This is a genomic window from Rhizobium subbaraonis (assembly GCF_900220975.1).
In the GTDB taxonomy this organism is placed as follows: Bacteria; Pseudomonadota; Alphaproteobacteria; order Rhizobiales; family Rhizobiaceae; genus Mycoplana; species Mycoplana subbaraonis.
In genome coordinates, this window is the sequence record NZ_OBQD01000033.1 from 1 (window position 1) to 25,179 (window position 25,179).

At 62.6% G+C, this 25,179-nt stretch carries 19 protein-coding genes; 7 read left to right on the forward strand and 12 right to left on the reverse strand.

Annotated features, from left to right (window positions below; genetic code table 11):
- The 11 genes from CRO48_RS33325 to CRO48_RS28725 all read right to left on the reverse strand — a co-directional run.
- A partial coding sequence (locus CRO48_RS33325) for an RCC1 domain-containing protein (protein WP_210202043.1) occupies window positions 1–3,960 on the reverse strand: 3,960 nt, incomplete at its 3' end.
- An 88-nt stretch (window positions 3,961–4,048) separates the two neighbouring features.
- Window positions 4,049–4,711, reverse strand: coding sequence for a hypothetical protein (locus CRO48_RS28680; RefSeq protein ID WP_097143102.1), 663 nt, complete (start codon window positions 4,709–4,711; stop codon window positions 4,049–4,051).
- A gap of 510 nt (window positions 4,712–5,221) precedes the next feature.
- Window positions 5,222–5,668 carry a pseudoazurin gene (locus tag CRO48_RS28685; RefSeq protein ID WP_097143103.1) on the reverse strand — a complete coding sequence of 149 codons (447 nt, stop codon included), beginning with the start codon at window positions 5,666–5,668 and terminating at the stop codon, window positions 5,222–5,224.
- Window positions 5,669–5,867: 199 nt separating this feature from the next.
- Entirely contained in the window at window positions 5,868–6,506 is a 639-nt protein-coding gene (dhaL, locus tag CRO48_RS28690) for a dihydroxyacetone kinase subunit DhaL (RefSeq protein WP_097143104.1), read from the reverse strand.
- A gap of 62 nt (window positions 6,507–6,568) precedes the next feature.
- Window positions 6,569–8,665 carry a bifunctional sugar-binding transcriptional regulator/dihydroxyacetone kinase subunit DhaK gene (locus tag CRO48_RS28695; RefSeq protein ID WP_097143105.1) on the reverse strand — a complete coding sequence of 699 codons (2,097 nt, stop codon included), beginning with the start codon at window positions 8,663–8,665 and terminating at the stop codon, window positions 6,569–6,571.
- Window positions 8,666–8,825: 160 nt separating this feature from the next.
- On the reverse strand, window positions 8,826–9,467 hold the full coding sequence (gene dhaL, locus CRO48_RS28700; protein ID WP_097143106.1) for a dihydroxyacetone kinase subunit DhaL: 642 nt from the start codon (window positions 9,465–9,467) through the stop codon (window positions 8,826–8,828).
- Between the two features lie 12 nt (window positions 9,468–9,479).
- Window positions 9,480–10,472 carry a dihydroxyacetone kinase subunit DhaK gene (locus tag CRO48_RS28705; protein WP_097143107.1) on the reverse strand — a complete coding sequence of 331 codons (993 nt, stop codon included), beginning with the start codon at window positions 10,470–10,472 and terminating at the stop codon, window positions 9,480–9,482.
- Window positions 10,473–10,500: 28 nt separating this feature from the next.
- Window positions 10,501–11,274 (reverse strand): SDR family oxidoreductase, encoded by a 774-nt coding sequence (locus CRO48_RS28710; RefSeq protein WP_097143108.1) that lies wholly within the window; start codon window positions 11,272–11,274, stop codon window positions 10,501–10,503.
- A gap of 66 nt (window positions 11,275–11,340) precedes the next feature.
- Window positions 11,341–12,327 carry a substrate-binding domain-containing protein gene (locus CRO48_RS28715; protein ID WP_097143109.1) on the reverse strand — a complete coding sequence of 329 codons (987 nt, stop codon included), beginning with the start codon at window positions 12,325–12,327 and terminating at the stop codon, window positions 11,341–11,343.
- 94 nt (window positions 12,328–12,421) lie between these two features.
- Window positions 12,422–13,426 carry an ABC transporter permease gene (locus tag CRO48_RS28720; RefSeq protein WP_097143110.1) on the reverse strand — a complete coding sequence of 335 codons (1,005 nt, stop codon included), beginning with the start codon at window positions 13,424–13,426 and terminating at the stop codon, window positions 12,422–12,424.
- Between the two features lie 51 nt (window positions 13,427–13,477).
- A complete protein-coding gene (locus CRO48_RS28725) occupies window positions 13,478–14,956 on the reverse strand; it encodes a sugar ABC transporter ATP-binding protein (protein ID WP_097143111.1) in 1,479 nt (492 codons plus the stop codon).
- Between the two features lie 493 nt (window positions 14,957–15,449).
- On the opposite strand from CRO48_RS28725, the gene CRO48_RS33600 reads away from it, so the two are divergent.
- Window positions 15,450–15,647: an IclR family transcriptional regulator domain-containing protein gene (locus CRO48_RS33600; RefSeq protein WP_407071963.1), complete on the forward strand. Its 198-nt coding sequence runs from the start codon at window positions 15,450–15,452 to the stop codon at window positions 15,645–15,647.
- Window positions 15,648–15,903: 256 nt separating this feature from the next.
- Here CRO48_RS33600 and CRO48_RS28735 read toward each other — a convergent pair whose 3' ends face one another.
- Window positions 15,904–16,779 carry a LysR substrate-binding domain-containing protein gene (locus CRO48_RS28735; protein ID WP_097143113.1) on the reverse strand — a complete coding sequence of 292 codons (876 nt, stop codon included), beginning with the start codon at window positions 16,777–16,779 and terminating at the stop codon, window positions 15,904–15,906.
- Window positions 16,780–16,894: 115 nt separating this feature from the next.
- Between CRO48_RS28735 and CRO48_RS28740 the strand changes: the two genes are divergently transcribed.
- From CRO48_RS28740 to CRO48_RS28765, 6 genes are all read left to right on the forward strand, one after another.
- Window positions 16,895–18,547 carry a Na/Pi cotransporter family protein gene (locus CRO48_RS28740; protein WP_097143114.1) on the forward strand — a complete coding sequence of 551 codons (1,653 nt, stop codon included), beginning with the start codon at window positions 16,895–16,897 and terminating at the stop codon, window positions 18,545–18,547.
- Between the two features lie 102 nt (window positions 18,548–18,649).
- On the forward strand, window positions 18,650–19,852 hold the full coding sequence (locus CRO48_RS28745; protein ID WP_097143115.1) for a 2-aminoethylphosphonate--pyruvate transaminase: 1,203 nt from the start codon (window positions 18,650–18,652) through the stop codon (window positions 19,850–19,852).
- 20 nt (window positions 19,853–19,872) lie between these two features.
- Window positions 19,873–21,135, forward strand: coding sequence for a phosphonoacetate hydrolase (phnA, locus tag CRO48_RS28750; RefSeq protein ID WP_097143129.1), 1,263 nt, complete (start codon window positions 19,873–19,875; stop codon window positions 21,133–21,135).
- A gap of 10 nt (window positions 21,136–21,145) precedes the next feature.
- Window positions 21,146–22,600 carry a phosphonoacetaldehyde dehydrogenase gene (phnY, locus tag CRO48_RS28755; protein WP_097143116.1) on the forward strand — a complete coding sequence of 485 codons (1,455 nt, stop codon included), beginning with the start codon at window positions 21,146–21,148 and terminating at the stop codon, window positions 22,598–22,600.
- 294 nt (window positions 22,601–22,894) lie between these two features.
- Entirely contained in the window at window positions 22,895–23,917 is a 1,023-nt protein-coding gene (locus CRO48_RS28760; RefSeq protein ID WP_097143117.1) for a putative 2-aminoethylphosphonate ABC transporter substrate-binding protein, read from the forward strand.
- Window positions 23,918–24,058: 141 nt separating this feature from the next.
- A complete protein-coding gene (locus CRO48_RS28765) occupies window positions 24,059–25,171 on the forward strand; it encodes a putative 2-aminoethylphosphonate ABC transporter ATP-binding protein (RefSeq protein WP_245423703.1) in 1,113 nt (370 codons plus the stop codon).
- Window positions 25,172–25,179: the final 8 nt, after the last annotated feature.

The window sequence follows — 25,179 nt, forward strand, 5'->3', positions numbered from 1 at the left end:
GCCGACGGCGACGTTCTCCTTGACGCTCGTGCCCGACAGGGCAAGCGACGTCGGGGCCTCGTTGACGTCCTGGACGCCGATGGTGAAGGTCTTGGCCACCGTGTTGACACCGTCGGAGACCGCGACGGTGACCTTGCCGGACTTGACCGTCTCGTAGTCGACCGCCCTGGCGGTGACGAGCTTGTTGCCATCGAGCTTGAACAGGCCGCCGGCGTTGTCGGTCAGCTTGTAGGTCAGCGTCTTGCCTTCCGGGTCCTTGGCCGACAGCGTGCCGACGGTGGTGCCGACGGCGACGTTCTCCTTGACGCTGGTGTCCGACAGCGCAGGCGAGGTCGGTGCCTCGTTGACGTCAGTGACCTTGACGACAATCGACTGGGTGTCGGAGAGCGCTCCGTCACTCGCCTTCACCGTGACGTTGTAGACATTGTCCTTGCCCGCATCCTTGGCATTTTCGAAGTCAGGCGCAGACTTGAACGAAAGCGCACCCGTCTTGGCATCGATATTGAACAGCGCCTTGTCGGCGCCGTCCGCGATCGAATAGGTGATCGCCTTCTTTTCCGGGTCCGGCGCCTTGACGGTCGTGACTGCCGTCTTGTTCTCCGCAACGTTCACCGAAACGGACGCTCCACCGCTGAACACGGGCGCCTCGTTGACGTCGGTGACCTTGACGGCGATCGCCTGGGTATCCGAGAGCTTCCCGTCGCTCGCCTTGACCGTCACGTTGTAGACGTTGTCCTTGCCGGAGTCCTTTGGTGCTTCGAAGTCGGGGGCATCCTTGAACGAAAGTGCCCCGGTGGAAGCATTGATGGTGAAGAGGTTTGCGTCTGCCCCACCTGCGATCGAGTAGGTCAGGGCCGCCGATTCGACGTCCGTCGCCTTGACGGTCGTGACTGCCGTCTTGTTCTCCGCAACGTTCACCGAGGCAGTCGCACCACCGCCGTTGGAGGTTATGACCGGAGCCGTGTTCGGCAGGACATCGATGGTGAGCTCCTTGTCGAACGTATTGCCAGCACTGTCGACGACGCGGACGCTTACAGTGTACGCGTCGGCCTCCAGGGCGCCGGCGACCTTGATCGACGACCCATCGATGGCAAACAGCCCGCCGGCATTGTCGAGAAGCGTGTAGCTGAATGTGTCGCCGGCATCCCGGTCGGTCACGACCAGCGAGCCGACAACCGTACCGACCGCGGCTTCGGCACTCACCTCTGCATCGTCCAGCGCCAGATCAGTCGGCGTGTAGTTGGCCTTGTGGTTGGCGAAATCGTAGGTGAGGTTGTTGAACTTCAGGATCTCGACACCGGTGAGCACGTCGATGCCCGTGCCACCGGTCGCGCGCTTGTCCGTGACGATCAGCGGATTGCCGCCCGTACCGCCGGTAAAGCTGTAGTTGCCGGAGGGCCCGCCGAAGGTGCCGTCGAAATAGACGATGTCGGTGCCCGCGCCGCCGTCGATCGTATCGTTGCCGCCGCCGCCAGCGAGGAAATCGTTGCCTGCACCGCCTTCGATCGTGTCATTGAACTTCGTGCCGACATAGATGTCGGCGTAGGCCGAGCCCTTGAAGTGCTGTGCATAGGCGTCAAGCGAATCCGCAAACGTGTCATAACGCCCCTGGGTCGACGCAGTCGCCGCCCCATACATATGCGCCAAGGTGAAGTTGTGGATCGGGCCATTCGCCTCGATTTCAGCCTCTTCCTCGGCGTTGGTCGGTTTCGCGTTGGAAAGGTTGAGCCCGGTGATCCTCAATTCGACATTGCCGCCGGAGAAGTAGCCGTCGGTATCGTAGCTGCCCGAACCGCGCGTGCCGTACTCGATGGTGTTGGCCGTGCCGGCAACGGTATGGGTCGCGAAGGAGTACTCCAGGCTGCCGTGCGCAAGCACATATTTGGAGGTTGCCTCGCTGCCGTAGCCGATGAACATCTCCTCGCCGGAGAAGGTCGAACCGTTGTCGAACACCGGGAAGCCGCCTCCGGTGGTATCGGATGCGAAACCGCCGCGAATGAACGCTTCCAGATCAATGCCGGACGAGGCGCTCGAGGCATCGATGGTGATCGTTTCCGCCGCCTCGGTGACGGCGACCGTCAGGTCCTTTTCGAAGGTATTTCCGGCTCCGTCAGTCACACGGACGCGCAGCGTATAGTCGTCCGCCGAGAGAGGGCCCGCAACCTTGATCGATGTGCCGTCGAGAACGAACAATCCGTCGGCATCGTCGAGCAGCGTAAAGGTGTGGGTATCGCTCGTATCCCCATCCGTCACGACGAGCGAGCCGACAACCGCGCCGTGGCCGGCCGTGTCCAGGATCTCCGCGGCATCCAGCGCCAGATCGGTGGGCGTGTAGTTCGCCTTGTGGTTGACGAAGTCGTAGGTCATGTTGTTGAACTTGAGGATTTCGACATTGGTCAGCGTGTCGACGCCCGTCCCGCCCGTCGCGCGGCTGTCGGTGACGACAAGCGGATTGCCGCCCGTCCCACCGGCAAAGCTGTAGGTACCCCCCGGGCCGAACACGAATTCGCCGTCGAAATAGGCCGTATCCGTACCGGCGCCGCCATCGATGGTATCGTTGCCGCCGCCCCCGGCTAGGACGTCATTGCCGCCAGCGCCGAGCAGCGTGTCGTCGCCGTCGCCGCCATTGATGGTGTCGTCGCCAACGCCGCCATTCAGGTAGTCGCTGCCAGCGCTGCCTTCGATTTTGTCATTGCCGCCGAAGCCGTAGATCGAGAAGCCGATCTTGTCCCCGGCGAGCGTGCCGCCGGACAGCGCGCCATCGCCCTCGGTCGTGCCGATGACGACGGTACGGTCATCACTCTCCAGCGGGATCAGGATCGGACCGGACGCCCAGGTGTTGGCCTCCTGCTCCGTGCCCAGGCGACCCTGGTTCATGTTGCCCCAGCCATAGACGTTGCCGTCGGCGTCGACGGCCAGCGAGTGGTTCGGGCCGCCGGAAATGCTGACGATGTCGATCCCTTCGAAGCCCGGTATCTTCGTCGGCGCGATCAGCGTGGTGATGGCGCCGGTTGATGTTTCAAGGCCGAGCCAGCCTTCATCGTTGCGGCCCCAGGCCCAGACTTCGCCATCGTCCGTCAGCGCGATTGCCCAACGCGAGCCGATGTGGACGTCGACGACATTGTCGGGAAGGCCCTGGATCTCGAACGGTGTGGAGCTGTTGGATGTCTCCGCGTCCGTCAGAACGCCATCGACGATCGTGCCCTTGATCAGTTGTCCGTAGTCGGACTGTCCCCAACCCCAGACCTTTCCGTCTGTGGTGATGGCGATCGAGGTATTCGTGCCGGCGGCAACCTTGGCGACCGTCCCGGGAATATCGACGAGAACGGGCACGTTCGAACGCGTGCCTGCGCCGGACGTGCCGTTGCCAAGCTGGCCCTGGACGCCGGACCCCATGGCGTAGACTTCGCCGCCTTCCGTCAGGACGAGCGCAAAGCTCGTGCCCCAGGCCAGGCTTGCGACCTTTTCGCCGCCGAACGCGCTCGCATCCAGCGCCACGGGAGAGCCCTGGTTGTCGAGGCTGCCAATGCCGAGCTGGCCATTGCTGTTTTGCCCCCAGGCATAGAGGACGCCGGCATCTGAGATCGCGTAGCTGGCCCCGTTCGTCATGTAGATCGAGGCGATGGTGACGCCGTTCAGGGCCTCGACCTTCTGCGGCACCAGGCTCTCGTAATTTGTGGTCGTTCCGAGCCCGAGCTTGCCGAGGTTGTTGTCGCCCCAGGTGTAGACCTCGCCGGACGCCGTCAGGAACGCGCCGTGCAGCATGCCGGCGGAAATCGCGACGATCTCGCCGGTGAAGCCTTCCGGCAGGTTGACGGTGCCCATATCGGCCCAGGCAACGCCCACGTCCGTCTGCGTGCCGCGACCGAGCTGGGCTTCGTTGTTTTCGCCCACCGAGTAGACTACGCCGTCCTTGTAGAACAGCGAGTAGTGATTTCCTGCGCCGACTTGAACTGTCATGATGTGCACCCCAGCCAATGATATTGAATGTTGAAGGACGCTTGCGGCTGCCGCATGGGCGTCGGTTTGATTGAGAAGTTGCGATGGATCACTCTGCCGCGCCCTCTCTCAGGGCCGGCGCGAAGGGCATCCGCATGTTTTCATCGCTCTTGTTTCTGAGAGCGCCCGCCTCGGTCATCACCAGAGCGATGACAGCGAAGCCGAGAAGGAGAAGAAGCGCGTAGACGGCCATGATGGACCAGTACGGCGCCACGACGTTCAGCTGCGGTGCCGCGCCGAGCACGGCCGGCATCGACCAGGAAACGATCGACACACTGGCGCAGGCGATGAGCGCAAAGCGCACGCGCGAATGCAGGCCCGCCATCAACGGCCGGCCGATGCGCTGGCGCATGAACGGCATGACCAGTCTGTGCACGAAGACGCCGTTCGCCGACAGCATCGCCACGATCGTCATCTTGGCGTAGATCTTGGGATTGTTCAGTTTTGCAGGCTCGGCGAGGCCGTAGAGCACGAGAAAGCCAAGTCCCGAGATCCATAGCAGCGCCAGCCCCACGGCCACCAACTGGCTGGTCGCCGCAAGGAGGCCGAATGCCTCATCCGTCATGCCCTTGCGGCTGTATCGCTGAATCAGAAGATCGACATAGACCGCTCCGCCTGCGCCGAGCACAAGGCCGCCGAAGTGCAGCAGCCGCAGCGCTGTCCGGCAATAGGAAACCGTAACGTCACTGGCGGGCCAGATCAGAAAATCCACGGAAAGCGGCCTTCTTCAGACATGAGGGATCGGCTCCGGCCGGCAATGCCGGTCGGACTAAACTATTGGTATAATTTCAAATTTTCAGGGCTCTTGCTGCGAGGACAACCCGCGAGCATCACCTTGAGACATAATCGCCGTAATAATCGTGATAAAAAAAGTCAAGTTATATTCCATTAGCAGAAGTGGAATTTTTCCGCCACGCAACCGAGCGACCCGCATTTCGGCCAATGGCGAGCGCTGCCAAACTGCCCCCGAACGCGGCGGATCGTGCGCGTAAGTCCGGCAACCCGCCGGCTTTCGGCGGGTCAGGTTTCGAGCGTCTACCGGTGGGATGAAAACTTCAGCCTGGTCTTAGGCGACTGGCGAAATGGTCCGGGTGGCGGGCCCTTGTGGGCGCGCTTGAAGATTGCCGGGCGGCGATGCGAATACCGCTGCGCTTGTCCGCGGGCGGACGATTATACCGCCAGCGGCATCGGCGACAGAGCCACCGATGCCTGGATCGAAGAACTAGAGCCCTAAGGCGGCGATCGCCTCATCCATGCGCTCGCGAGCCTTTTTCGGCATCTTCGCGCTTTTGACCGCACCGATGTTGGCCGATCCGTCGTCGACGACGACGAGCGCAACCATGCCCATTCCGAAATGCGGCATGCACCTGACACCATAGGCGCCGGGCGTATCGAAGGTGACCTTGAGTGTCTCGTTCATCTTGCCCTTGAAGGGCTGGGTACCGTCCGGCAGCAGGCCCGGAAGGGTCTCGGCATTGTGTGACTTGTCCGTGGGGACGAAGGTTACAGTGTCGCCCCTGGCGATCCTGAGCGACGACGGCTCGAATACCATCGTTCCGTCCCGGCCCTTGTTCAACATATGGATTTCGAAGTCCGCGGCGAAGGCGTGGCCGCACAGGGCGGCGGCCAGGACTGCCGCGCCGGCGAGGGACCGGGCGATCATGGTCATTCTCTTTGCTCCTGCATGCGAAGCCGGGGCGGCCTCGTCCGCAGCACCCTATCGCCACGCCGGAGACACCGTTTGACATACCGCAACCGCAACCCTGGACAGGGTGTCATCGGGGTGCGTCATTCCTTCGCAGGCGGCCTTCAGCTCTATCCGACCGATTTGGTTTCGATCGGGAGGAAGGCACCCCGGGCCCTCTCCGTCAGGAGAAGGTATCTCTCATCGCCCGGAGGATGATGACGGCGGAGGCGGCACCTGGATCGACATGGCCGAGCGACCGCTCGCCCAGTCTGGCGGCGCGACCGCGGGCAGCGACCATAGAGCGGGTGGAATTCGCCCCGGTCTCTCCGGCGGCGACGATATCGCGCCACATCTCGTCCGGCTCCGCACCACGCTCGCGCGCTGCGACCGCGGCTTCCATGGCCGGTATCCACGCATCCAGCATCGTCTTGTCGCCGCGCTGGCCCTTGCCGCGATCCTTGATACCCTGCGCAATAGCCTCGACGATCGCGACCTGTCCTGCAGGCGAAAGGCTTTCGTCCTGCTTCAGCACCTGGGCCGCCTTGCGGAAGGCGGTGGCATAAAGCGGACCGGTGGAGGCGCCGACGGCATCGAGAAATGCCGACGCGGCGGCAGAAAGAACCTCCGAGGGAAAGGCCTTGTCGAGATCAAGCTTGGCGACGGCACTGTTCACCGCGGCAAAGCCCAGAGCCATGGTGATGCCATGGTCGGCATCGCCCACCGCCCCGTCGAGCTCGGAAAGATGGTCCTTCTCCGCCTGCATGGCCATGGCGATGAGCTGAAACATGCGGCTGAGAAAGCGAGATGCCGATTCCGCCATGTATTGCCTCCGAATATTCTCTGCGTTGTCCGCCTTTATCACGAGGCGCTGCAGCAACCTTATCAATTGATCCTGAGGGCGGCGCTATCACAGGGATACAGCAGCAGATCGGACAGTTCCTGGTCGAGGTGCAGAATGGAAATGGATGCGCCAACCATGTCAAGCGAGGTGCAGTAATGACCAATCCAGTTCGCCGCAATGGTGATGTTCTTGGCGCTCAGCCTTTGCTCCACGCGGCGGAACAGGATGTAGAGCTCCATCAGCGGCGTTGCGCCGAAGGAATTCACCAGCACGGCCACCCGGTCACCCGGCTGGGCGTTCATTTCTCCGAAGATCCTATCGATGATCCGGTCGGTGATCTGGTCGGCGCTCATCATCCTGTCGCGCACCACCCCGCGTTCGCCATGGATCCCCATGCCGATCTCGATGTCGTCGGGACCGATCTCGAAATTGTGACGTCGGGTTTGCGGCAACGAGCATGGCTCAAGCGCAACGCCGATCGTAAACGTGCGGTCGTTGGCTTTCCGCGTCACGGCTTCGCACTCGGAGAGCGCCAGGCCACGATCGCATGCTGCACCGGCGATCTTGAACATGAAGAAATTGCCGGCAACGCCGCGCCTTCCATCCCTGTCTTCGACCGGCGACGAGGCGATGTCGTCTGTGGTCAGCACGGTGCGGACAGGAATGTCTTCCTCCTGCGCCATCTCAGCCGCCATCTCGAAGTTCATCACGTCGCCGGCATAGTTGCCGTAGACGAAGAGGACGCCTTGCCCGCCCGAGGCGGCGCGTGCGCATTCGAGGATGGGGCCGGGGGGAGGGGACGAAAAGATGTTGCCGACGGCAACGGCATCGGCCAGCCCCTTGCCGACATAGCCGAGGAAGCAGGGTTCGTGCCCCGTTCCGCCCCCGATGACGAGGCCGACCTTGCCGGCGCGGGGCCCCTTGCGGGCGACAAGGGCGCGGTTCGAGCCCTTGATCGGAGTAATATAGTCTGCATGCGCCTTGAGCACGCCCTCCAGCATCTCGTCGACCACCTGGTCCGGATTGTTGAGGAACTTCTTGATGTGGGTTCGAACATTGCTGGGAAGGGGCAGGGGGCCTTCGCCCCGCGTGCGCTGGGCCAGCCTCTGGTCAACCTCAGTAACGCCGTCCGCGTTCAGGATTCCCCTGCCTGTCGCAGCATCAGTGATCAGCACATTGATGAACCCGCCCCGCAATGCGGCAAGGATTGCCGGCACCTTGTCGAAGCCACCGGCGACTGCGATCCGCATCCCGATCTTCTGCAACATGTCGAGGGAGATGCCGATCGTCCTCTCGTCGAGCGGGCCGGCGACAGCTCGGCCCTGCGGATCGATGAACCGGCCGGCGACGACGCCGACCGCGTTCTTCGCCAGATAGTGCTGGATCGATACGGATTCGAAAAAGCCGCTGGTGTGGATGGTGGAGTTCGGCCGAAGCGAGGAGACGCCGAAGAGCGCCTTGTTTGCGCGGCCGAGTGCCGCAAACTGCTCTTCGATCAGCGGTTCGCGCAGGAAGGCTGACTGAACTTCGGCGTTGGAAACGATCGCGGGCGCGGCAATGTTGATCAGCTTTGCGCCGGTCGCCTCCGCCATGGCCGAGGCGCAGAGCTCCGGCGTGTAGGCAAAGCTCGCCCGGGTGCCACCTGTTGCCTGCACGATGGTCACGTCCTGCAGGCCCGTCACCGCAGTGTTCCCGGCGATCGCAAGGACGGTACGGCCCCAGGCGACGGCAAGGGTATCGCCAGACTTCAAGAGTTTCGCCACCGCCTGCCCGCCGGCCGTTCCCAGCCGGTCGATAAGCGTGCGCGAACCGTCGTCGCTCGGCACGACGAGACAGTCCAGCAGGCCGAAATGGCGTTTCAGCTCCTGGGCGATCGCAAGCGAACTCAGGCGCGAGGGTTCCAGCGAGATGTTGACGATGCCGCGGCTGCGGGCATCGGCAAGGTAACTGTTCACCGTGGCGCGCGAGATACCCATGATTTCGGCAATGTCGTGCTGGGTGCGGCCTTCCTCGTAATAGAGCCAGCACGCCCAGACATAGGGGTCGTCACCGTAGCGAAGCGGCATCGCGTCCGCCACGTCCGTCTGCCCGGTCTTTCCGGCCGTCGATTTGCCTGTGGGAGAGGTCTTGCTTGCCATGGTTCCCTGCGCGTTCCGGCTTTGTGGGGCGAGGATGGAAGCAATGCAATGCCATTGCAATGTTTCTGCGCACTATGCACAAATCAAAGCGTGACCGGGCCGTTGCCAGCCCGGCCACGCCGCCTTGGGAGGCTATCGATGCTGCGGACGGTAGCGCCGGCTATTGCAGCCGGTCGCGCGCTCCTTCCGACAATTCCTTCAAAATGATGGCGCAGGACGTTGCGCCGGCGTCCAAGACGCCGAGCGAGCGCTCGCCCAGGCGGCTGGCACGGCCGATCTTGGCAACGAGATTGATTGTCGAATCCCGGCCGGTCTCGGCCGCGGCCACCAGCGCATCAAGGGCTTCGCCGAAGGACTTGCCGTCGGCAGCCGCCGCGTCGAAGGCTTCGACTGCGGGCACGAAGGTGTCCAGCAGCGTCTTGTCGCCGACCTTCGCCGAACCGATCGACTGGATACCTTCGAGGCCGGCATGCAGCATGCGGCTGTAGGCGGCAGCGTCGATCGCGTCCACGCCCTCCAGTTTTTCGGCGAACTCGGTGAACATCACCCCGTAGAGCGGGCCCATCGAGCCGCCGATCTCCGTCATCAGGATGGTGCCGAGCGTCTCCAGCGACGCTGCGAGAGAAAGGTCCTTGCCCTTCAGCCGTTCGGCGGCCATGCCGAAGCCCTTGGCCATGTTGACGCCATGGTCGCCATCGCCGATCTTGCCGTCGATCTCGCTCAGATAGGCGCGGTTTTCAACGATGCGATCGGCCATGGCGAGCACGATGCCCCCAGCGCTGGCATTGTTCAGTGTCTGCATTGATCCGCCTCCTTACAAAACGGTGGTGCAACGGACCTCGACGTCGAGAAGCTCTTTCAGTTCCGAATCGAGAGCCATCACGGTGAGGGTTGCGCCGACCATTTCGAGCGATGTGAAGTAATTGCCCACATAGGTCTTGTAGATTTTCAGGCCGCGCGCGCTGATTTCCTGCTCGATCGTGTCGTTGAGGATGTAAAGCTCGTTGATCGGCGTGGCGCCGAGGCCGGAGACGAGGACGGCCACTTCGGTGCCGGCCGGCAGGTCATGATCGTCGAGGACGATCTTGCACATGTCCTTGGCAACCTCTGCGGCGGTCTTCAGCGGCTCGACTCGGACGCCCGGCTCGCCGTGATGGCCGATGCCCACTTCCATGGTGCCGGGCTCGATCTGGAAGTTCGGATGGCCGACGGCCGGCAACGTGCAGGGGCCGAGGCCTACGCCGATCGAACGGCAGCTGTCGATCGCCTTCTGGGCGGTGACGCGCACTTCCTCCAGCGTCGCGCCGGTGGCAGCCTTGGCGCCGCCGATCTTCCACATGAAGATTTCGCCGGCAACGCCGCGCCGCTTCTCGCGCTCTTCAGGCGGAGCGGAGCAGACGTCGTCGTTGGCCACGACCGTCGCGATGTCGATGCCGTCCTTGGCCGCCAGTTTGGTGGCCATTTTGACGTTCATGTTGTCGCCGGCATAGTTGCCGTAAAGCACGATCACGCCCTTGCCGCCGTTGGCCTCGCGAATGGCGTCGTGGAAGCTCTTCGCGGTCGGCGACGAGAAGAGCTCGCCGACGGCTACCGCATCCAGCATGTTCTTGCCGGTGTAACCGATGAAGGCCGGCTCGTGGCCGGACCCGCCGCCGGTGACGACGCCGACCTTGCCGACGATCGGCGCGTTCCTGGCTGCGACGACGCGGGGGTTTTCGGCCAGGCGGACGATATCCGAATGGGCCTTGACGAAGCCGCTCACGGTATCTTCTACGACCAGGTCCGGATTGTTGACGAAACGCTGCATGTTAACTCCTGTGGAACGGGCGTGCGGCTTAGAGGATCGTATAGCCGCCGTCGATCAGCAGATCGGCGCCGTTGATCATGTCTGCGCCGGCCGAGGCGAGGAAGACGGCGGCGGCGGCAATTTCCTGCGGATAGGCGAACCGGCCTGCCGGAATTCGCTTCTTGGCGGCTTCGCCCTTCTCGCCGGACCATGCCTTCTTGCCGAGTTCGGTCAGGACGATGGTCGGCGAGATCGTGTTCACGCGGATGCCATGCTTGCCCCATTCGGCGGCAAACGTCTTGGACATGCCGATGACGCCGAACTTCGAGGCGCAATAGGCGACGTGCTCCTCGATCGCAACCGTGCCGGCCTGGGATGCGAGGTTGACGATCTTGCCGCCCTTGCCGGCCGCGATCATCGCCTTGCCGACCGCCTGGGTGACGAGGAAACTGCCCTTGAGATTGATGTTGATGGTCTTGTCCCAGTCGCCGAGGGAAAGGTCTTCGGCGGGCGCGAGGAAGACGACGCCGGCGCTGTTGACGGCGATGTCTATGCCGCCGAAGGCGGCGACGACGCCGGCGACGGCCTCATTCACCGACTGGGGGTTCGATACGTCGCAGACAAACGGCTTCGCGTCGTCTCCCAGCGCGTCGGCCTTGGCCTTCGCAACGTCGGCGTTGATGTCGAGGACGGCGACCTTGGCGCCCTTGGCGATGAAGGCTTCGGAGATCGCGGCGCCAATGCCGGACGCTCCGCCCGTCACCAGGGCGACTTTGCCGGACAGCGGGAAGTTCAGGTCAATTTCTGGAGCGGTATCGGTCATTGTCTTGCAAGCCTCGATCTTGTCATGGGGTGCGGGACGGCATGGCCGTCCCGCGTTCATCTTCGTTTACTGGCGCGACTCGATCAACTTGTCGGCGTTGTCGGTGGTGACAGGGGTCCACGGTACATTGTAGTTCTTGTCCTTGCCGTCGTTGAACGGCATGTCCGGATACTGGGCCCAGATGTCGGACTGCGGCTTGTAGTCGCCCTTCCTGGCGTGGAAGATCGCCAGATCGAGCGCACCCTGAGCCTGCGCACGGGCGTCCTGAAGGATCGAGGTCATCGTGCCTTCCTTGACGGCATTCAGTGCATCCGTGATGCCGTCGATGCCGGCAATGGCGAAGTCGCCGACGTTCAGCTTGGCAGCCTTGATGGCTTCGATGGCGCCCAGCGCCATCTCGTCATTCTGGCCGATGACGCCGTTGATCTGGCCGGGATGCGCCGTCAGCCAGTTTTCCATCAGCGTCTGAGCTTCAGCACGCGACCAGTTGGCGGTCTGCTGTTCGAGAACCTTGACGTCCGGGCACTCGGCAAGCGCCTTCTGGTTGCCTTCGAGGCGGGAGATCTGCGAGGACTGGCCGATCGGGCCTTCGAGGATGACGACGTTGCCCTTGCAGCCGATCTTGTCCAGAACCGTCTTGGCTTCCATGTAGCCGGAAACGGTGTCGTCGGAGCCGACATAGGCGGCAAGCAGGTCGGAATTAACACGGGTGTTGGAGCCGACGACCGGGATACCGGCTTCGTAGGCAGCCTGGACGGCGGTCGCGCCGGCCTCGACGTCGATCGGCACGAAGACGATCGCGTCGAACTGCTGCGTGATCATCGTGTTGAACTGTTCCTGCTGGACCAGCGCATCGTAGCGACCGTCGAAGACCGTCAGTTCGACTTCGCCGCTCTTGACGGCCGGGTGCTGCTCGAGTGCGGCGGACCAGATCTGCATGAATTCGGCATTCAGGCCGTAAGGGGCCGCGCCGATCTTCAGCTTGTCCTGCGCCAGGCCAGGCGATGCCATGAGTGCCGTGGCGGCAGCCAGCGCAATCAAAAGTTTCTTCATTATCAGTCTCCTCCATTGGGATTCCGGCCACCGACGCGGTGCACCGTTCTATGCACGGGTGATAGACACCCGTATTTCTTGAAAAGCTTCGGGGTCAGCCGCCCATGTTGCGCTTCTGGTCGAGCATGACGGCGCCGACGATCAGGGCTCCCTTGAGGACCTGCTGGTAGTAGGACTGGATTCCCATCAGATCGAGGCCGTTGTTCATGACACCGATGATCAGGGCGCCGATCAGCGTGCCCGTAATGCGACCCACGCCGCCCGAAAGGCTGGTGCCGCCGATGACGACCGCCGCGATCGCATCGAGCTCGTAGGCGATACCGGCCTGGGGCAGGGCGGAGCCGGTGCGCGCCGACAGGATCATGCCGGCAAGTCCGGACAGGCCGCCGGAAATCACATAGACCGAAAAGCGCAGGCGGCTGACATTGATGCCCGACGTGTTGGCGGCATGCGGATTGCCGCCGACGGCATAGATGTAACGGCCGAAGCGGGTGCGGTTGAGCACGTACCAGGACACCAGGAACACCACGGCGAAGAGCACGACGGGCATCGGCACGCCGAAGACGCTGCCGGTACCGATCCAGCGGAAGTCGGGCGTCAGCGCCGGCACGGGCTTGCCGCCACCATAGATCAGCGTCATGCCGCGTGCAGCCGACAGCATGCCGAGGGTGGCGACGAAGGCCGGGACCGAAAAGCGTGACACGATGATGCCAACGATCGCGCCGCAGGCGATGCCAACGAAAAGGCCGATCGGCAGAGCGACGAAGGGCGAGTACGGCGCGCCGACGATGCCGGCGGTTGCCGAGGTCGTGGCGAAGCTTGCAGAGACGATGCCGGCGAGTGCCACGACGGAACCGACGGAAAGGTCGATGCCACGCGTCAGGATGACGAAGGTCATTCCGATCGCGAGAATTCCGTTGATGGACGTCTGCAGCAGGACGTTGGAGATGTTGCCCGGCGTCAGGAAGTACTGGTTCGACACCGAAAGGATGAAGGCCAGCAGCAGGAAGGCGAGAAAGATGCCGTATTCCTGGATGATCAGCCTGCGGCGGTCCGAACCCAGCCAGGCCGTGGATGAATTGTTATCTGTCGTGGACACTTGGGTTTCCTCTCTCGTACCGGACGTTTGTTCTGCAGTCCGGCTTGCCGCTTAGGTGGACAGATGGACGAGCGATTGCGCGTCCGTCTCTTCCCTGCGGAAAATTCCGGCTGAACGGCCTTGGCGCATCACCAGGATGCGGTCGGACATGCCGAGCACTTCGTCGATCTCCGACGAGATCATGACGACCGTTCCGCCCTGTTCGGCGAAATCGCAGATAATGCGATAGATCTCCCGCTTGGCCCCCACATCCACGCCACGGGTCGGCTCGTCGAGGAGCAGGACCTTCGGGTTGCGCAGGAACCACTTGCCAAGCACGACCTTCTGCTGGTTGCCGCCCGAAAGGCCGGATACCGACATGGTGTCGCGCGCCGCCTTGATGGCGAAGCGCTTGATCATGTCCTGGCTGGCCGCCATCTCCATCCGCCGGTTCATCGAAAAGCGCGGGCTCATCTCCGGCAGGCTGGCCAGGCAGATGTTATTGCGCACGCTGTCGGTGAGGTTGAGGCCGGTGAGCTTCCGGTCCTCGGTGACGAAGGCCAGCCCGCGCGCCATCGCATCCGCGGGCCTTGAGACCGAAATCGCCTCGCCATCCAGCTTGATGCCGCCTTCCGAAGCGGTGTCGAGGCCAAACAGGCAGTTGAAGATTTCCGTGCGGCCGGATCCCATGAGACCGTAGATGCCAAGGATTTCGCCCTTGTGGGCGGTAAAAGAGATATCCTTTATCTTGCCGGGAATGGTCAGGTTCGAGACCTCCAGGCCGGCAATGCCGGTGGGCGCGTTCGTCTTGATGTATTCCTCGCCGAGCTCGCGCCCGACGATCATGCGGATCAGTTCGGGCCGGTCGATGTCGGCCAGGTTGCCGCTGCCGACGTAGCTGCCGTCGCGGAAGACGGTGTAGGCATCGGCGATCTGGAAGATCTCCGAGAGCCGGTGGGAGACATAAACGATCGCCTTGCCCTCGGCCTTCAGGCGCTCGATCGCCGAAAACAGCTGCTGGGCTTCCTTCTCGCCGATCGCCGACGTCGGCTCGTCCATGAAGATGACTTCGGCGTCATGGCTGAGCGCCTTTGCAATTTCGACGAGCTGCACCTGCGCGACCGAAAGGTTCATCATGAACTGGTTGGCGCGGATGTCGAATTCCAGCCGATCGAGAAGCGCCTGCGCATTCCGGTTCATCGTCTTGAAGTCGATGCCGCCGAAGCGCGCTGACGGCTCGCGGCCGAGATAGATGTTCTCGGCCACGGTCATGTGCGGGATCGGGCTGAGTTCCTGTTCGATGATGGCGATGCCTGCGGCCAGCGCCTCAGCCGGCGTCGAATAGGCGACCTCCTGGCCACGGCGACGGATGTGGCCGCCATCGCGCGTCAGGATGCCCATCAGGATCTTCAGGAAAGTGGATTTGCCGGCGCCGTTGCCGCCGCAAAGGGCGTGCACGGACCCCGCACGCAATTGTAGGCGGCCGTTTCGCAGGGCTGCGACACCACCAAAGGACTTCTGCAGTCCTTCCACGTCTAGCAGGTATTCCAACGTCTCTCCTCCTGATCGGCCCGTGGAGCGAGCCGCCGATGGACAGAACTCGGCCGCCATCGACGTTGACAATATTCAACATGCTATCGACAAATGTCAATAGGAAGCAGACTCTAAGACCAAGACACTGTAATCACTTCGTTTTCTTCAACGCAGCAACAGGCAGCGCAAGGGTAGCCGCTCTGACGCATGGCTTCTGAAAAGTCAAACCTCGGGGTAGACGCGTGGGTGAGATCGGCGCTCCCACGCACTGCAGCCCCAAATCCGTCTTGATCCGGATGTTTGGAGGTCCGCCGAAAAATATCTGAGATGCCCGTAATACGATCGCCAACTTCGGCTGGCGTCTTCTAGCCGAAGGAACTACTCGAACGACCGACAAACCGTGCTGGGAATGGAAGGACGCGATGGATCACGCGGATGAGACGTTCACGGACGAGGACGCCGGGCCTGACCCTCGTCTTTTCGTCGCTTCGGTTGCGCGTGCCGCAGGGGGGTGTCCATTACCGAGAAAATGGAAGACGTGGACAGCATCTCTCTTTCGGCTCCTGTTTTTGCGGGCCGTGACGAGCCTGTCGGTGCGATCAACATATCAACGTTGAAATCACGATTCTCAAAGCTTCAGGCGGAGCGCAAGCTGGCAGTCGATCTCATTGCGTCTGCACGGGAAGCTTCTCAGGTGGTTTCGAGATAGCCGTTGTCTAAAGCCATGCCGAGCTGAAAATTCGCCAGCGGTGTTTCGGCCAGATACTGCGGAGTGAAGCGGCGCTCACATGGTCTCAAGCTAAACCCGAAGCTGTCTGTCACACCCGCCCGGGCACCGAAAGTGACAATTGAACGGGGCGCAACAGCGGATAGTGCAACCTGGCAGCCACAGGAGGTTATCTGGCTCGGTGTAAAGGTTCGCACCCCTTTCAAAAGCCTAGGACGATTTCAAGCTTGTATTCGACTTACATTGGTGCGGACGCGAGTTTGCGGGCAATGTCGAAGAATGCGTTGACAAGCTTGCCGTTAGCGCGCTCGCGCAGGCAGATGAGGGCTTCATCCATCAGCATCTCGGGTGCATCTATCTCTATAGGAACGAGGCGACTGTCCTGTCCGAATTCTGCGGAGGAGACAAAGCCTATACCTCCGCCTGCTGCGACGATTTCCCGGACGGCCTCGCGACCCTCCGCCTGGATAAGCGGAGTCAGAGGCACGCCGCATTGCTCTGCCATGATTTCGAGTTTCTGGCGGGTCTTGGAGCCCCGTTCGCGCATGACCAGAGGGTGCTGTGCAAGCTCGGAGAACGATATCCTCTTCGTGTCCCCCAACGGGTAATCGCGGCTTGCAAATGCGATAATCGGTGTCGAGTTCAGCTTGAGAACCTCAAAATCGCTGGACTGGGGAATCTCGCCAAGCACGCCAATATCCGCTTCATAAGCATGCAAGCTGGTGGTGACCGTTTCCGTGTTGCCGGCGTCGATCGAGACCTGCACTGATGGGTAGGCACGGCGGAAGGCGGCGAGGATGTGCAGGAGGTGGTGGGCAGCGTCGGCGACGATGCGCAGCTTCCCAGCGCGGAGCGCTCGCGATTCAGACAGGAGGTCGAGCGCCTGCTGCTCGACGTCGAACATGCGGCGGGTGATTTCGAGAAGCTGCTGGCCGGCCTGGGTCAGCGTCACCTGCTTCTTGTTGCGGTTGAAGAGCAGGACGTCATATTCCTCCTCCAACTTGCGCACCTGATCCGACACCGCCGGCTGGGTGAGGAACAGCGCCTCGGCGGCGCGCGAAAAGCCCCCGTGGATGGCCACGTTGTGAAAGGCTCGGAGTTGCACATAGCGCATGAGGGAAAGCTTTCGATAGCTTCAGTCTATGCATTTATTAAAAGGAACGATTTGATTTATGTAAAGCGGCAAAAGATAAATTGGGGATTTCCACTCTCCTTGCGGAGCGCGCCCCATGAATCTTCCGGCCGTCGCCCTTGAGCTTGCCGCCGCCACCGTCCTTTTGCTCTACGCCGTCAGCCTGGTGAAGAAGGGCGTCGAAGCGGCCTCGGGCGATATGGTGGCGCGCACGGTCGGCGGTGGCGGGGGAAGGCTGCGCGCCGCCTTCTACGGCTGTCTCGTGGCAATCGCCCTGCAAAGCTCGACGGCGGTCGCAATGCTCGCGGCCGGCTTTGCTGTCAGCGGCGCGCTGGCGCTCGATGCGGGGCTCGCGGTGCTGCTCGGCGCCGATCTCGGCTCGGCGCTGGTTGTCAAGATTCTGTCCTTCGACCTGCACTGGCTGGCGCCGCTGCTCATAGCCGGCGGCGGTCTGCTCCACCTGAAGGCGCGTTCGCGCAAGGCGATCGAAGCCGGACGCTCCGTGCTCGGCATCGGCCTCCTGCTCTTGTCGCTGCAGATGATCGGCCATGCCACGCTGCCGCTGGCGCAAAGCCCGCTGCTGCCGTCCGCCATCGCCTATCTCGGTAAGGACGGGCTGACGGTGATGATCCTGGCGGCCGTCTTCACCTGGGCGCTACACTCCAGCGTGGCGGCGATCCTGCTCATCCTGACCTTCGCGGCGAAGGGCATCGTGCCGCTCGATGTCGGCATTCCGCTGGTCCTCGGCGTCAATCTCGGCGGCGGGCTGATTGCGCTGTGGCTAACCCGCGGCCTGCCGGTCGAGGGGCGGCGCCTGCCGCTGGGCAACCTTCTGTTCCGCGGGCTGTTCAGCGCCGCGATCTTCGCGCTTTTTTCGCTGCATGCGCCGTTCGACTGGTTACCCGGCGATACGGTCGCCGCCAGGCTCGTCAACCTGCATGTGCTTTTCAACGCCGTGCTCGTCGTCATCGGGCTTGTCGGCTGCGGCCTGATGGGACGTTTTGTCCGGCTTCTCACGCCGGAAGCAACGGGCGCGGGCGACCTGACGGCTCATGTCAGCGCGCTCGACCGCTCGCTGATCGACAAGCCGGCGCAAGCGCTTGCTGCCGCAGCGAGGGAAGTACTGCATATGGGCAACCTCATCACCCGGATGCTGGAGCCGCTCATGACGGTCATCCAGTCGCCGACGCCGGAAACGGTACAGGCGCTTCGGCGCGTGGACGGCGATATTCATCGGGCTCATAGCGAGATCAAGCTCTATATCGCGGCGGTCAACCGCGGCGTGCTCACCGAGGAGCAATCCCGGCGCGGTATCGAACTGACCGAGGCGGCGATCCATCTCGAATATGCCGGCGACGTGGTCGCAAAGAACCTGCTGCAGATTGCGCAGGAGCGCCTGGAAGGCGCAGGGGCCTTTTCACAGGAAGGCTGGCGGGAACTGACGCTGCTGCATGGCGCGGTGTTTTCCAATGTCCGGCTCGCCGCCAATCTGCTCGTCTCGCCCGATCCCGTCATCGCCCGCGAGATGGTGCGGCAGAAGGAGTATGTGCGCCATCTCGTGCAGACAAGCAGCAAGAACCATCTCGAGCGTCTGCGTCAGGGCCTTGCCGCCTCCATCCAGTCCAGCGACATGCATCTGGAGATCGTGCGCGCGCTGAAGGAGGTCAATTCGCTGGTCACGACCATGGCCTATCCGCGCCTGCGCGAGACCGGCGACCTCCTGGAAAGCCGCCTGGTGCCGGCGGCATAGTTTCATAAGTTAAAACGATACATTTATACAAAAGAACGATTTTACATATATATCTTTCCACTGCATTGTCGGTCTCGGATATGCCAAACGTGAGGACGGACCATGCCGAACACCGCTTCTGACAGCACCAGCGCGCCCCTTGAAACGCCGAGACTCGGCGAGCCTTACCTTCTCACTCCGGGCCCGCTGACGACGGCTTACGAAGTCAAGGAAGCGATGCTGCGGGACTGGGGTTCCTGGGACGGCGCCTTCCGCGCCATGACGGCAAGACTGCGCCGTGAACTGCTCGATATCGCCGGGGACATGGCTGGCGAGTTCGACTGCGTGCCCATGCAGGGCAGCGGCTCCTTCTCGGTGGAGGCCATGCTCGGCAGCTTCGTGCCGAAGGACGGCAAGGTTCTGGTGCTGAGCAACGGCGCCTACGGCAAACGCATCGCCCAGACGCTGTCCTATCTCGGCCGCGACCATGCGGTGATCGACAAGGGCGACTACATGCCGCCGCGCGGGACCGAAGTAGCAACAGCGCTCGATGCCGATCCGGCGATTAGCCATGTCGTAGTGGTTCATTGCGAAACCAGCTCCGGCATCCTCAATCCGTTGAAGGAAATCTCCGACACCGTCTATGCTCATGGCCGCAAGCTGCTGGTCGATTCGATGAGCGCCTTCGGCGCCGTGCCCGCCCGTGTTTCCGATTTCCGCTACGAGGCGATCGTCTCGTCGGCCAACAAGTGCATCGAAGGCGTGCCGGGCTTCGGTTTCGTCATCGCCCGCAAGAGCGAACTGGAGGCCGCCAAGGGCCGCAGCCACTCGCTCAGTCTCGATATCCACGCCCAGTGGGATTACATGAACAAAAGCGGCCAGTGGCGCTTCACGCCGCCGACCCACGTCGTCGCCGCCTTCTTGGAGGCACTGCGCATCCATCGTGAGGAAGGCGGCGTCGCGGCCCGCGGCGCGCGCTACGCCCGCAACCGCGACGTCATGGTGGCAGGTATGCGCGAAGCCGGCTTCGAGACGCTCTTGGCCGACCAGTGGCTCTCGCCGATTATCGTCACCTTCTTCAGCCCGGCCCACCCGGCCTTCGCCTTCGACCGCTTCTACGATCTCATGAAGGACAAGGGCTTCATCATCTACCCCGGCAAGCTGACGGTGGTGGACAGCTTCCGGGTCGGCTGCATCGGCCGCATGGACGAGCATGTCATGCGCCGCGTGGTGGACGCCGCCCGCTCCTCGCTTGCCGAAATGGGCGTCGACAATGCCGCGCCCCCGGCCATTGCCCTTGAAGAACGCAGCCGCCTTGCAGCCTAGTGCAATATAGGATTCTTTCGATGAACCAGATTTCCAAGATCACCGTCGCCGTCAACCGGCGCACTTATCCCTGGCCGAACGTCCCGGCGATTGCCATCTGCCTCGACGGCTGCGAGCCGGCCTATCTCGACGAGGCCATCAAGGCCGGCCTGATGCCGACGCTGGAACGCATCCGCAAGACCGGCACGGAGCGCACCGCGCTCAGCGTCATCCCGAGCTTCACCAACCCGAACAACCTGTCGATCGCCACCGGTCGACCGCCGGCGATCCACGGCATCTGCGGCAACTATCTCTACGAGCCCGCGACCGGCAAGGAAGTGATGATGAACGACCCGCGCTTCCTGCGCGCGCCGACCATCTTCAAGGCTTTCTACGATGCCGGCGCCAAGGTCGCCGTGGTGACGGCGAAGGACAAGCTGCGCGCCCTGCTCGGCCATGGCCTGAAGTTCGACGACGGCCGCGCGATCTGCTTCTCCTCGGAGAAGTCGGACACGTCGACCAAGGCGGAGCACGGCATCGACAATGCCTCGGGGTGGCTCGGCCGTCCGGTGCCGGAAGTCTATTCCGCCGATCTGTCGGAATTCGTCTTCGCCGCCGGCGTCAAGCTCCTTAAGGAGTTCCGCCCGGACGTCATGTACCTGACCACCACCGACTACGTGCAGCACAAATATGCGCCGGGTGTGCCTGAAGCCAATTCCTTCTACGAGATGTTCGACAAGTACTTGGCGGAACTGGATGCGCTGGGTGCTGCGATCATCGTCACAGCCGACCACGGCATGAAGCCCAAGCACAAGGCGGATGGCACGCCCGACGTCATCTACGTGCAGGACCTGCTCGACGAATGGCTGGGCAAGGGCACAGCCCGCGTCATTCTGCCGATTACCGACCCCTATGTCGTGCACCACGGTGCGCTCGGCTCCTTCGCTACGGCCTATCTGCCGGAAGGAACCGACAAGGAGGAGATAATCGAACGGCTGAAGGCCATCGAGGGCATTGACGTCGTTCTGTCGCGCCCGGAAGCCTGCGTGCGCTTCGAGCTGCCGGACGACCGCATAGGCGACATCGTGCTGGTCTCGTCGGAAAACAAGACGCTCGGCACCAGCGAGCACCGGCACGACCTTGCCGCGCTCAACGAGCCGCTACGCTCGCATGGCGGCCTCACCGAGCAGGAGGTGCCGTTCATAGCCAACCGCCCCCTGCCGGAGTTGCTTTCGGCCGGTACGCTGCGCAATTTCGACGCCTTCTACTACGCGCTCGTCGCGGCCGCCCAGCCGGCGCATTGAGGAGGCAGCGATGACCAAGGTGGAAACGAGATTTGCGATCCGCCATGAGCCCATGCGGATCGCCGGCAAGATGGTCGATACCGAACGGAGGATCGAGGTCCACTATCCCTGGAACGATGCCGTCATCGGCACCGTTCCGGCGGGCAATGCCGAACATGCCAGGAAGGCGTTCGAGATAGCAGCGGCCTGCCAGCCGAAGCTGACGCGCTACGAGCGCCAGCGCATCCTGCTGAAGGCGGCCGAACTGCTGGTCGCCCGCAAGGAGGAGGTCTCCGACCTCATCACACTCGAGCTCGGCATTTCCAAGCAGGATTCGCTTTATGAAGTGGGCCGCGCCTTCGACGTGCTGACGCTGTCGGGCCAGATGTGCATCCACGACGACGGCGAGATATTCTCCTGCGACCTCACGCCCCATGGCAAGGCGCGCAAGATCTTCACGACCCGAGAGCCGCTGACCGCCATTTCGGCGATCACGCCCTTCAACCATCCGCTAAACATGGTGGCGCACAAGGTCGCTCCCGCGATCGCGACGAACAACTGCGTCGTCTTGAAGCCGACGGAGCTGACGCCGATGACGGCGCTCGTCTTCGCCGACATCCTCTACGAGGCCGGTCTGCCGCCGGAAATGCTCTCGGTCGTCACCGGCTGGCCGGGCGATATCGGCATGGAGATGATCACCAACCCGAATTTCGACCTCATTACCTTCACCGGCTCCGTGCCGGTCGGAAAGCTGATCGCCGCCCATGCCCATTACAAGCGCCAGGTGCTGGAACTCGGCGGCAACGATCCGCTGATCATCCTGAACGACCTCTCGGACGACGACCTTGCGAGAGCGGCGGATCTGGCGGTCGCCGGCGCGACCAAGAATTCCGGCCAGCGCTGCACGGCGGTCAAGCGCATCCTCTGCCAGGAGCGCGTCGCCGACCGCTTCGTGCCGCTGGTGCTGGAGCGGGCGAAGAAGCTGAAGTTCGGCGATCCCATGGACCGCACGACGGATCTGGGCACGGTCGTCCACGCCAGGGCGGCGGAAGTCTTCGAACGCCGCGTGCACAAGGCGGCGGAGGAGGGGGCGGAAATCCTCTACGATCCCGGCCGCAGGGGCGCCCTCCTGCCGCCGATCGTCATCGATCGGGTTTCCCATTCGAGCGAACTGATCATGGAGGAAACCTTCGCGCCGATCATCCCGATTGTGCGCGCGCCCGACGACGATGATGCGCTGATCGCGCTTTCCAACTCCACCGCCTTCGGCCTTTCCTCCGGCGTGTGCACCAACGACTTCCGCCGCATGCAGAAGTATATCGCGGGCCTCAAGGTTGGCACGGTGAACATCTGGGAAGTGCCGGGTTACCGCATCGAGATGTCCCCCTTCGGCGGCATCAAGGATTCGGGCAACGGCTACAAGGAAGGTGTCATCGAGGCGATGAAGAGCTTTACCAATATCAAGACCTTTTCCCTGCCATGGTGATCTGAGCAATCCCCTGCTGGATCGCCCATTCCGGGAGCCGCTCCGTGCGGCTCCTTTTTTGTTGCTCGCAGGAGGGCAGGGCAGGGCGTCGGCGGCAAAAATTCTGGCTTAAATGCCTGTTTTAACGGCAAATAACATATAGCTTTTATCTTGTGAACGATAAGAATAATAAATTTTACTTACCGAAAACCCCTGCGCAGAATGCCTCGTGAAGCCGAACTTCATAAGGTCGACACCTAGATCGACCGCCGTGCTTCCCGGATTTTTCCAGGCCTTCAGAGGAGTTTTTAGATCATGAACAGACGCATGCTTTTTATGCTGACCGGCGCCATGTCCGCCGTGCTCCCCGCCATTGCTTTCGCTGAAACCCAGCTCACCGTCTACACCGCAATCGAAGCCGTCGACCTCGACCGCTATAAAGAGACCTTCGAGAAGGCTCACCCCGATATCAAGATCAACTGGGTGCGCGACTCCACCGGCGTCATGACGGCCAAACTGCTTGCCGAAAAGGACAACCCACAGGCCGACGTCGTCTGGGGGCTTGCGGCGACGTCGCTGCTTCTGCTCAAGACAGAAGGCATGCTCGAAGCCTACGAGCCCAAGGGCGTTGCAGAACTCGACAAGAAATTCGTCGACAAGGACACGCCGCCGAGCTGGGTCGGCATGGACGCCTATGTCGCCGCGCTCTGCTACAACACCGTGGAAGGCCAAAAGCTCGGCCTGACCGCGCCGACGAGCTGGGAGGATCTCACCAAGCCAGAATACAAGGGCCATGTCGTAATGCCGAACCCTGCCTCCTCCGGCACCGGATTCCTCGACGTCTCGGGCTGGCTCCAGATGTGGGGCGAGGAGAAGGCCTGGTCCTTCATGGACAAGCTCCACGAGAACATCTCCGCCTATACCCATTCCGGCTCGAAGCCCTGCAAGATGGCGGGTGCCGGCGAAGCCGTCATCGGCGTTTCGTTCGAGTTCCCCGGCGCCAAGGCCAAGAGCGCCGGCGCGCCGATCGACATCATCTTCCCGTCCGAAGGGTCGGGTTGGGAGGCCGAGGCGACGGCGATAATCGCCGGCACGGCGAACCTCGAGGCGGCCAAGACCCTGGTCGACTGGTCGGTCACCAAGGAAGCCAACGAGATGTACAATGCCGGCTACGCCGTCGTCGCCTATCCGGGCGTCGCCAAGCAGGTCGAGCATCTGCCAAACGATATCGCCTCCAAGATGATCGAAAACGACTTCGAATGGGCCGCCAACAGCCGTGGGGCCATCCTGAAGGAATGGCAGAAGCGCTACGACGCCAAGTCCGAGCCGAAGACCTGATCGTGATCGACGGGGCGGGACGCTTTCGTGCCTCGCCCCGCGCATTCTCGAAGATTGCCTGACAGCCAACGGAGCTTGCAGATGAGACATGCCATGTCGATCGAACCGACACCTACAGGCTCTTTGGCCGCAGATCAGCCTATGGCTGCGACAGCTCCCTACCTCGAAATCACCGGCCTCTGGAAAAGCTATGCGGATTTTGTCGCGTTGCGCGACATTTCCCTCAGCATCGACAAGGGCGAGTTCATCTGTTTCCTCGGCCCGTCAGGCTGCGGCAAGACGACCCTGCTGCGAGCCATCGCCGGTCTAGATCTCCAGTCGCACGGCAAGATCGAGCAGGCCGGCCGCAACATATCGACGCTTCCGGCTTCCAGGCGCGACTATGGCATCGTCTTCCAGTCCTATGCGCTGTTTCCGAATCTTACCATCGAGCAGAACATCGCCTTCGGACTGGAGAACGCCGGCCGCTCGAAGACGGAGATCGCCGCCCGGGTCGCCGAGCTGCTGGACACGGTCGGCCTTGCCGCCCAGAGCAAGAAGTATCCCGCCCAGCTTTCCGGCGGGCAGCAGCAGCGCATCGCGCTGGCCCGTGCCATAGCCATTTCGCCGGGTCTGCTCCTGCTTGACGAGCCGCTGTCGGCGCTCGACGCCAAGGTCCGGGTACACCTTCGCCATGAGATCAAGGCGCTGCAGCGAAAGCTCGGCGTCACCACCATCATGGTCACGCACGACCAGGAAGAGGCGCTTGCGATGGCCGACCGCATCGTCGTGATGAACCACGGCGTCATCGAGCAGGTCGGCTCGCCAACGGAAATCTACCGGCACCCCGCAACCCTCTTCGTCGCCGACTTCATCGGCGAGACCAACCAGTTTCCCGCCAGGGTGCTCGCCGACGGCGAGATCGGGATCGGCCATTCCGCCTTCCGCTGCGCGACGGAGGACTTTTCCGCCGGCCAGGCCGCGACCGCGGTGGTGCGCCCGGTCGATATCATCCCGCACGGTGCCGACGCCCACGCCGTCAACGCGGTCGACCGGCCCGCCACGCTGCAGAACCTGATCGATGCCGAAGTCCGGGAAATGGAGTTCCTCGGCATGTTCTGGCGCACGCGGCTGACCGCGCCGCGGCTCGGCGACCGTACGCTCGTCGCCGACTTCTCCGTCAATGCCGTCCGGCGCCTCAGCATCCAGACCGGCGGCGTCATCCAGGTCGAAATCCCGCGCGAGCGCCTGTTGCTCTTTCCAAGGAGCGCATGACGATGAAC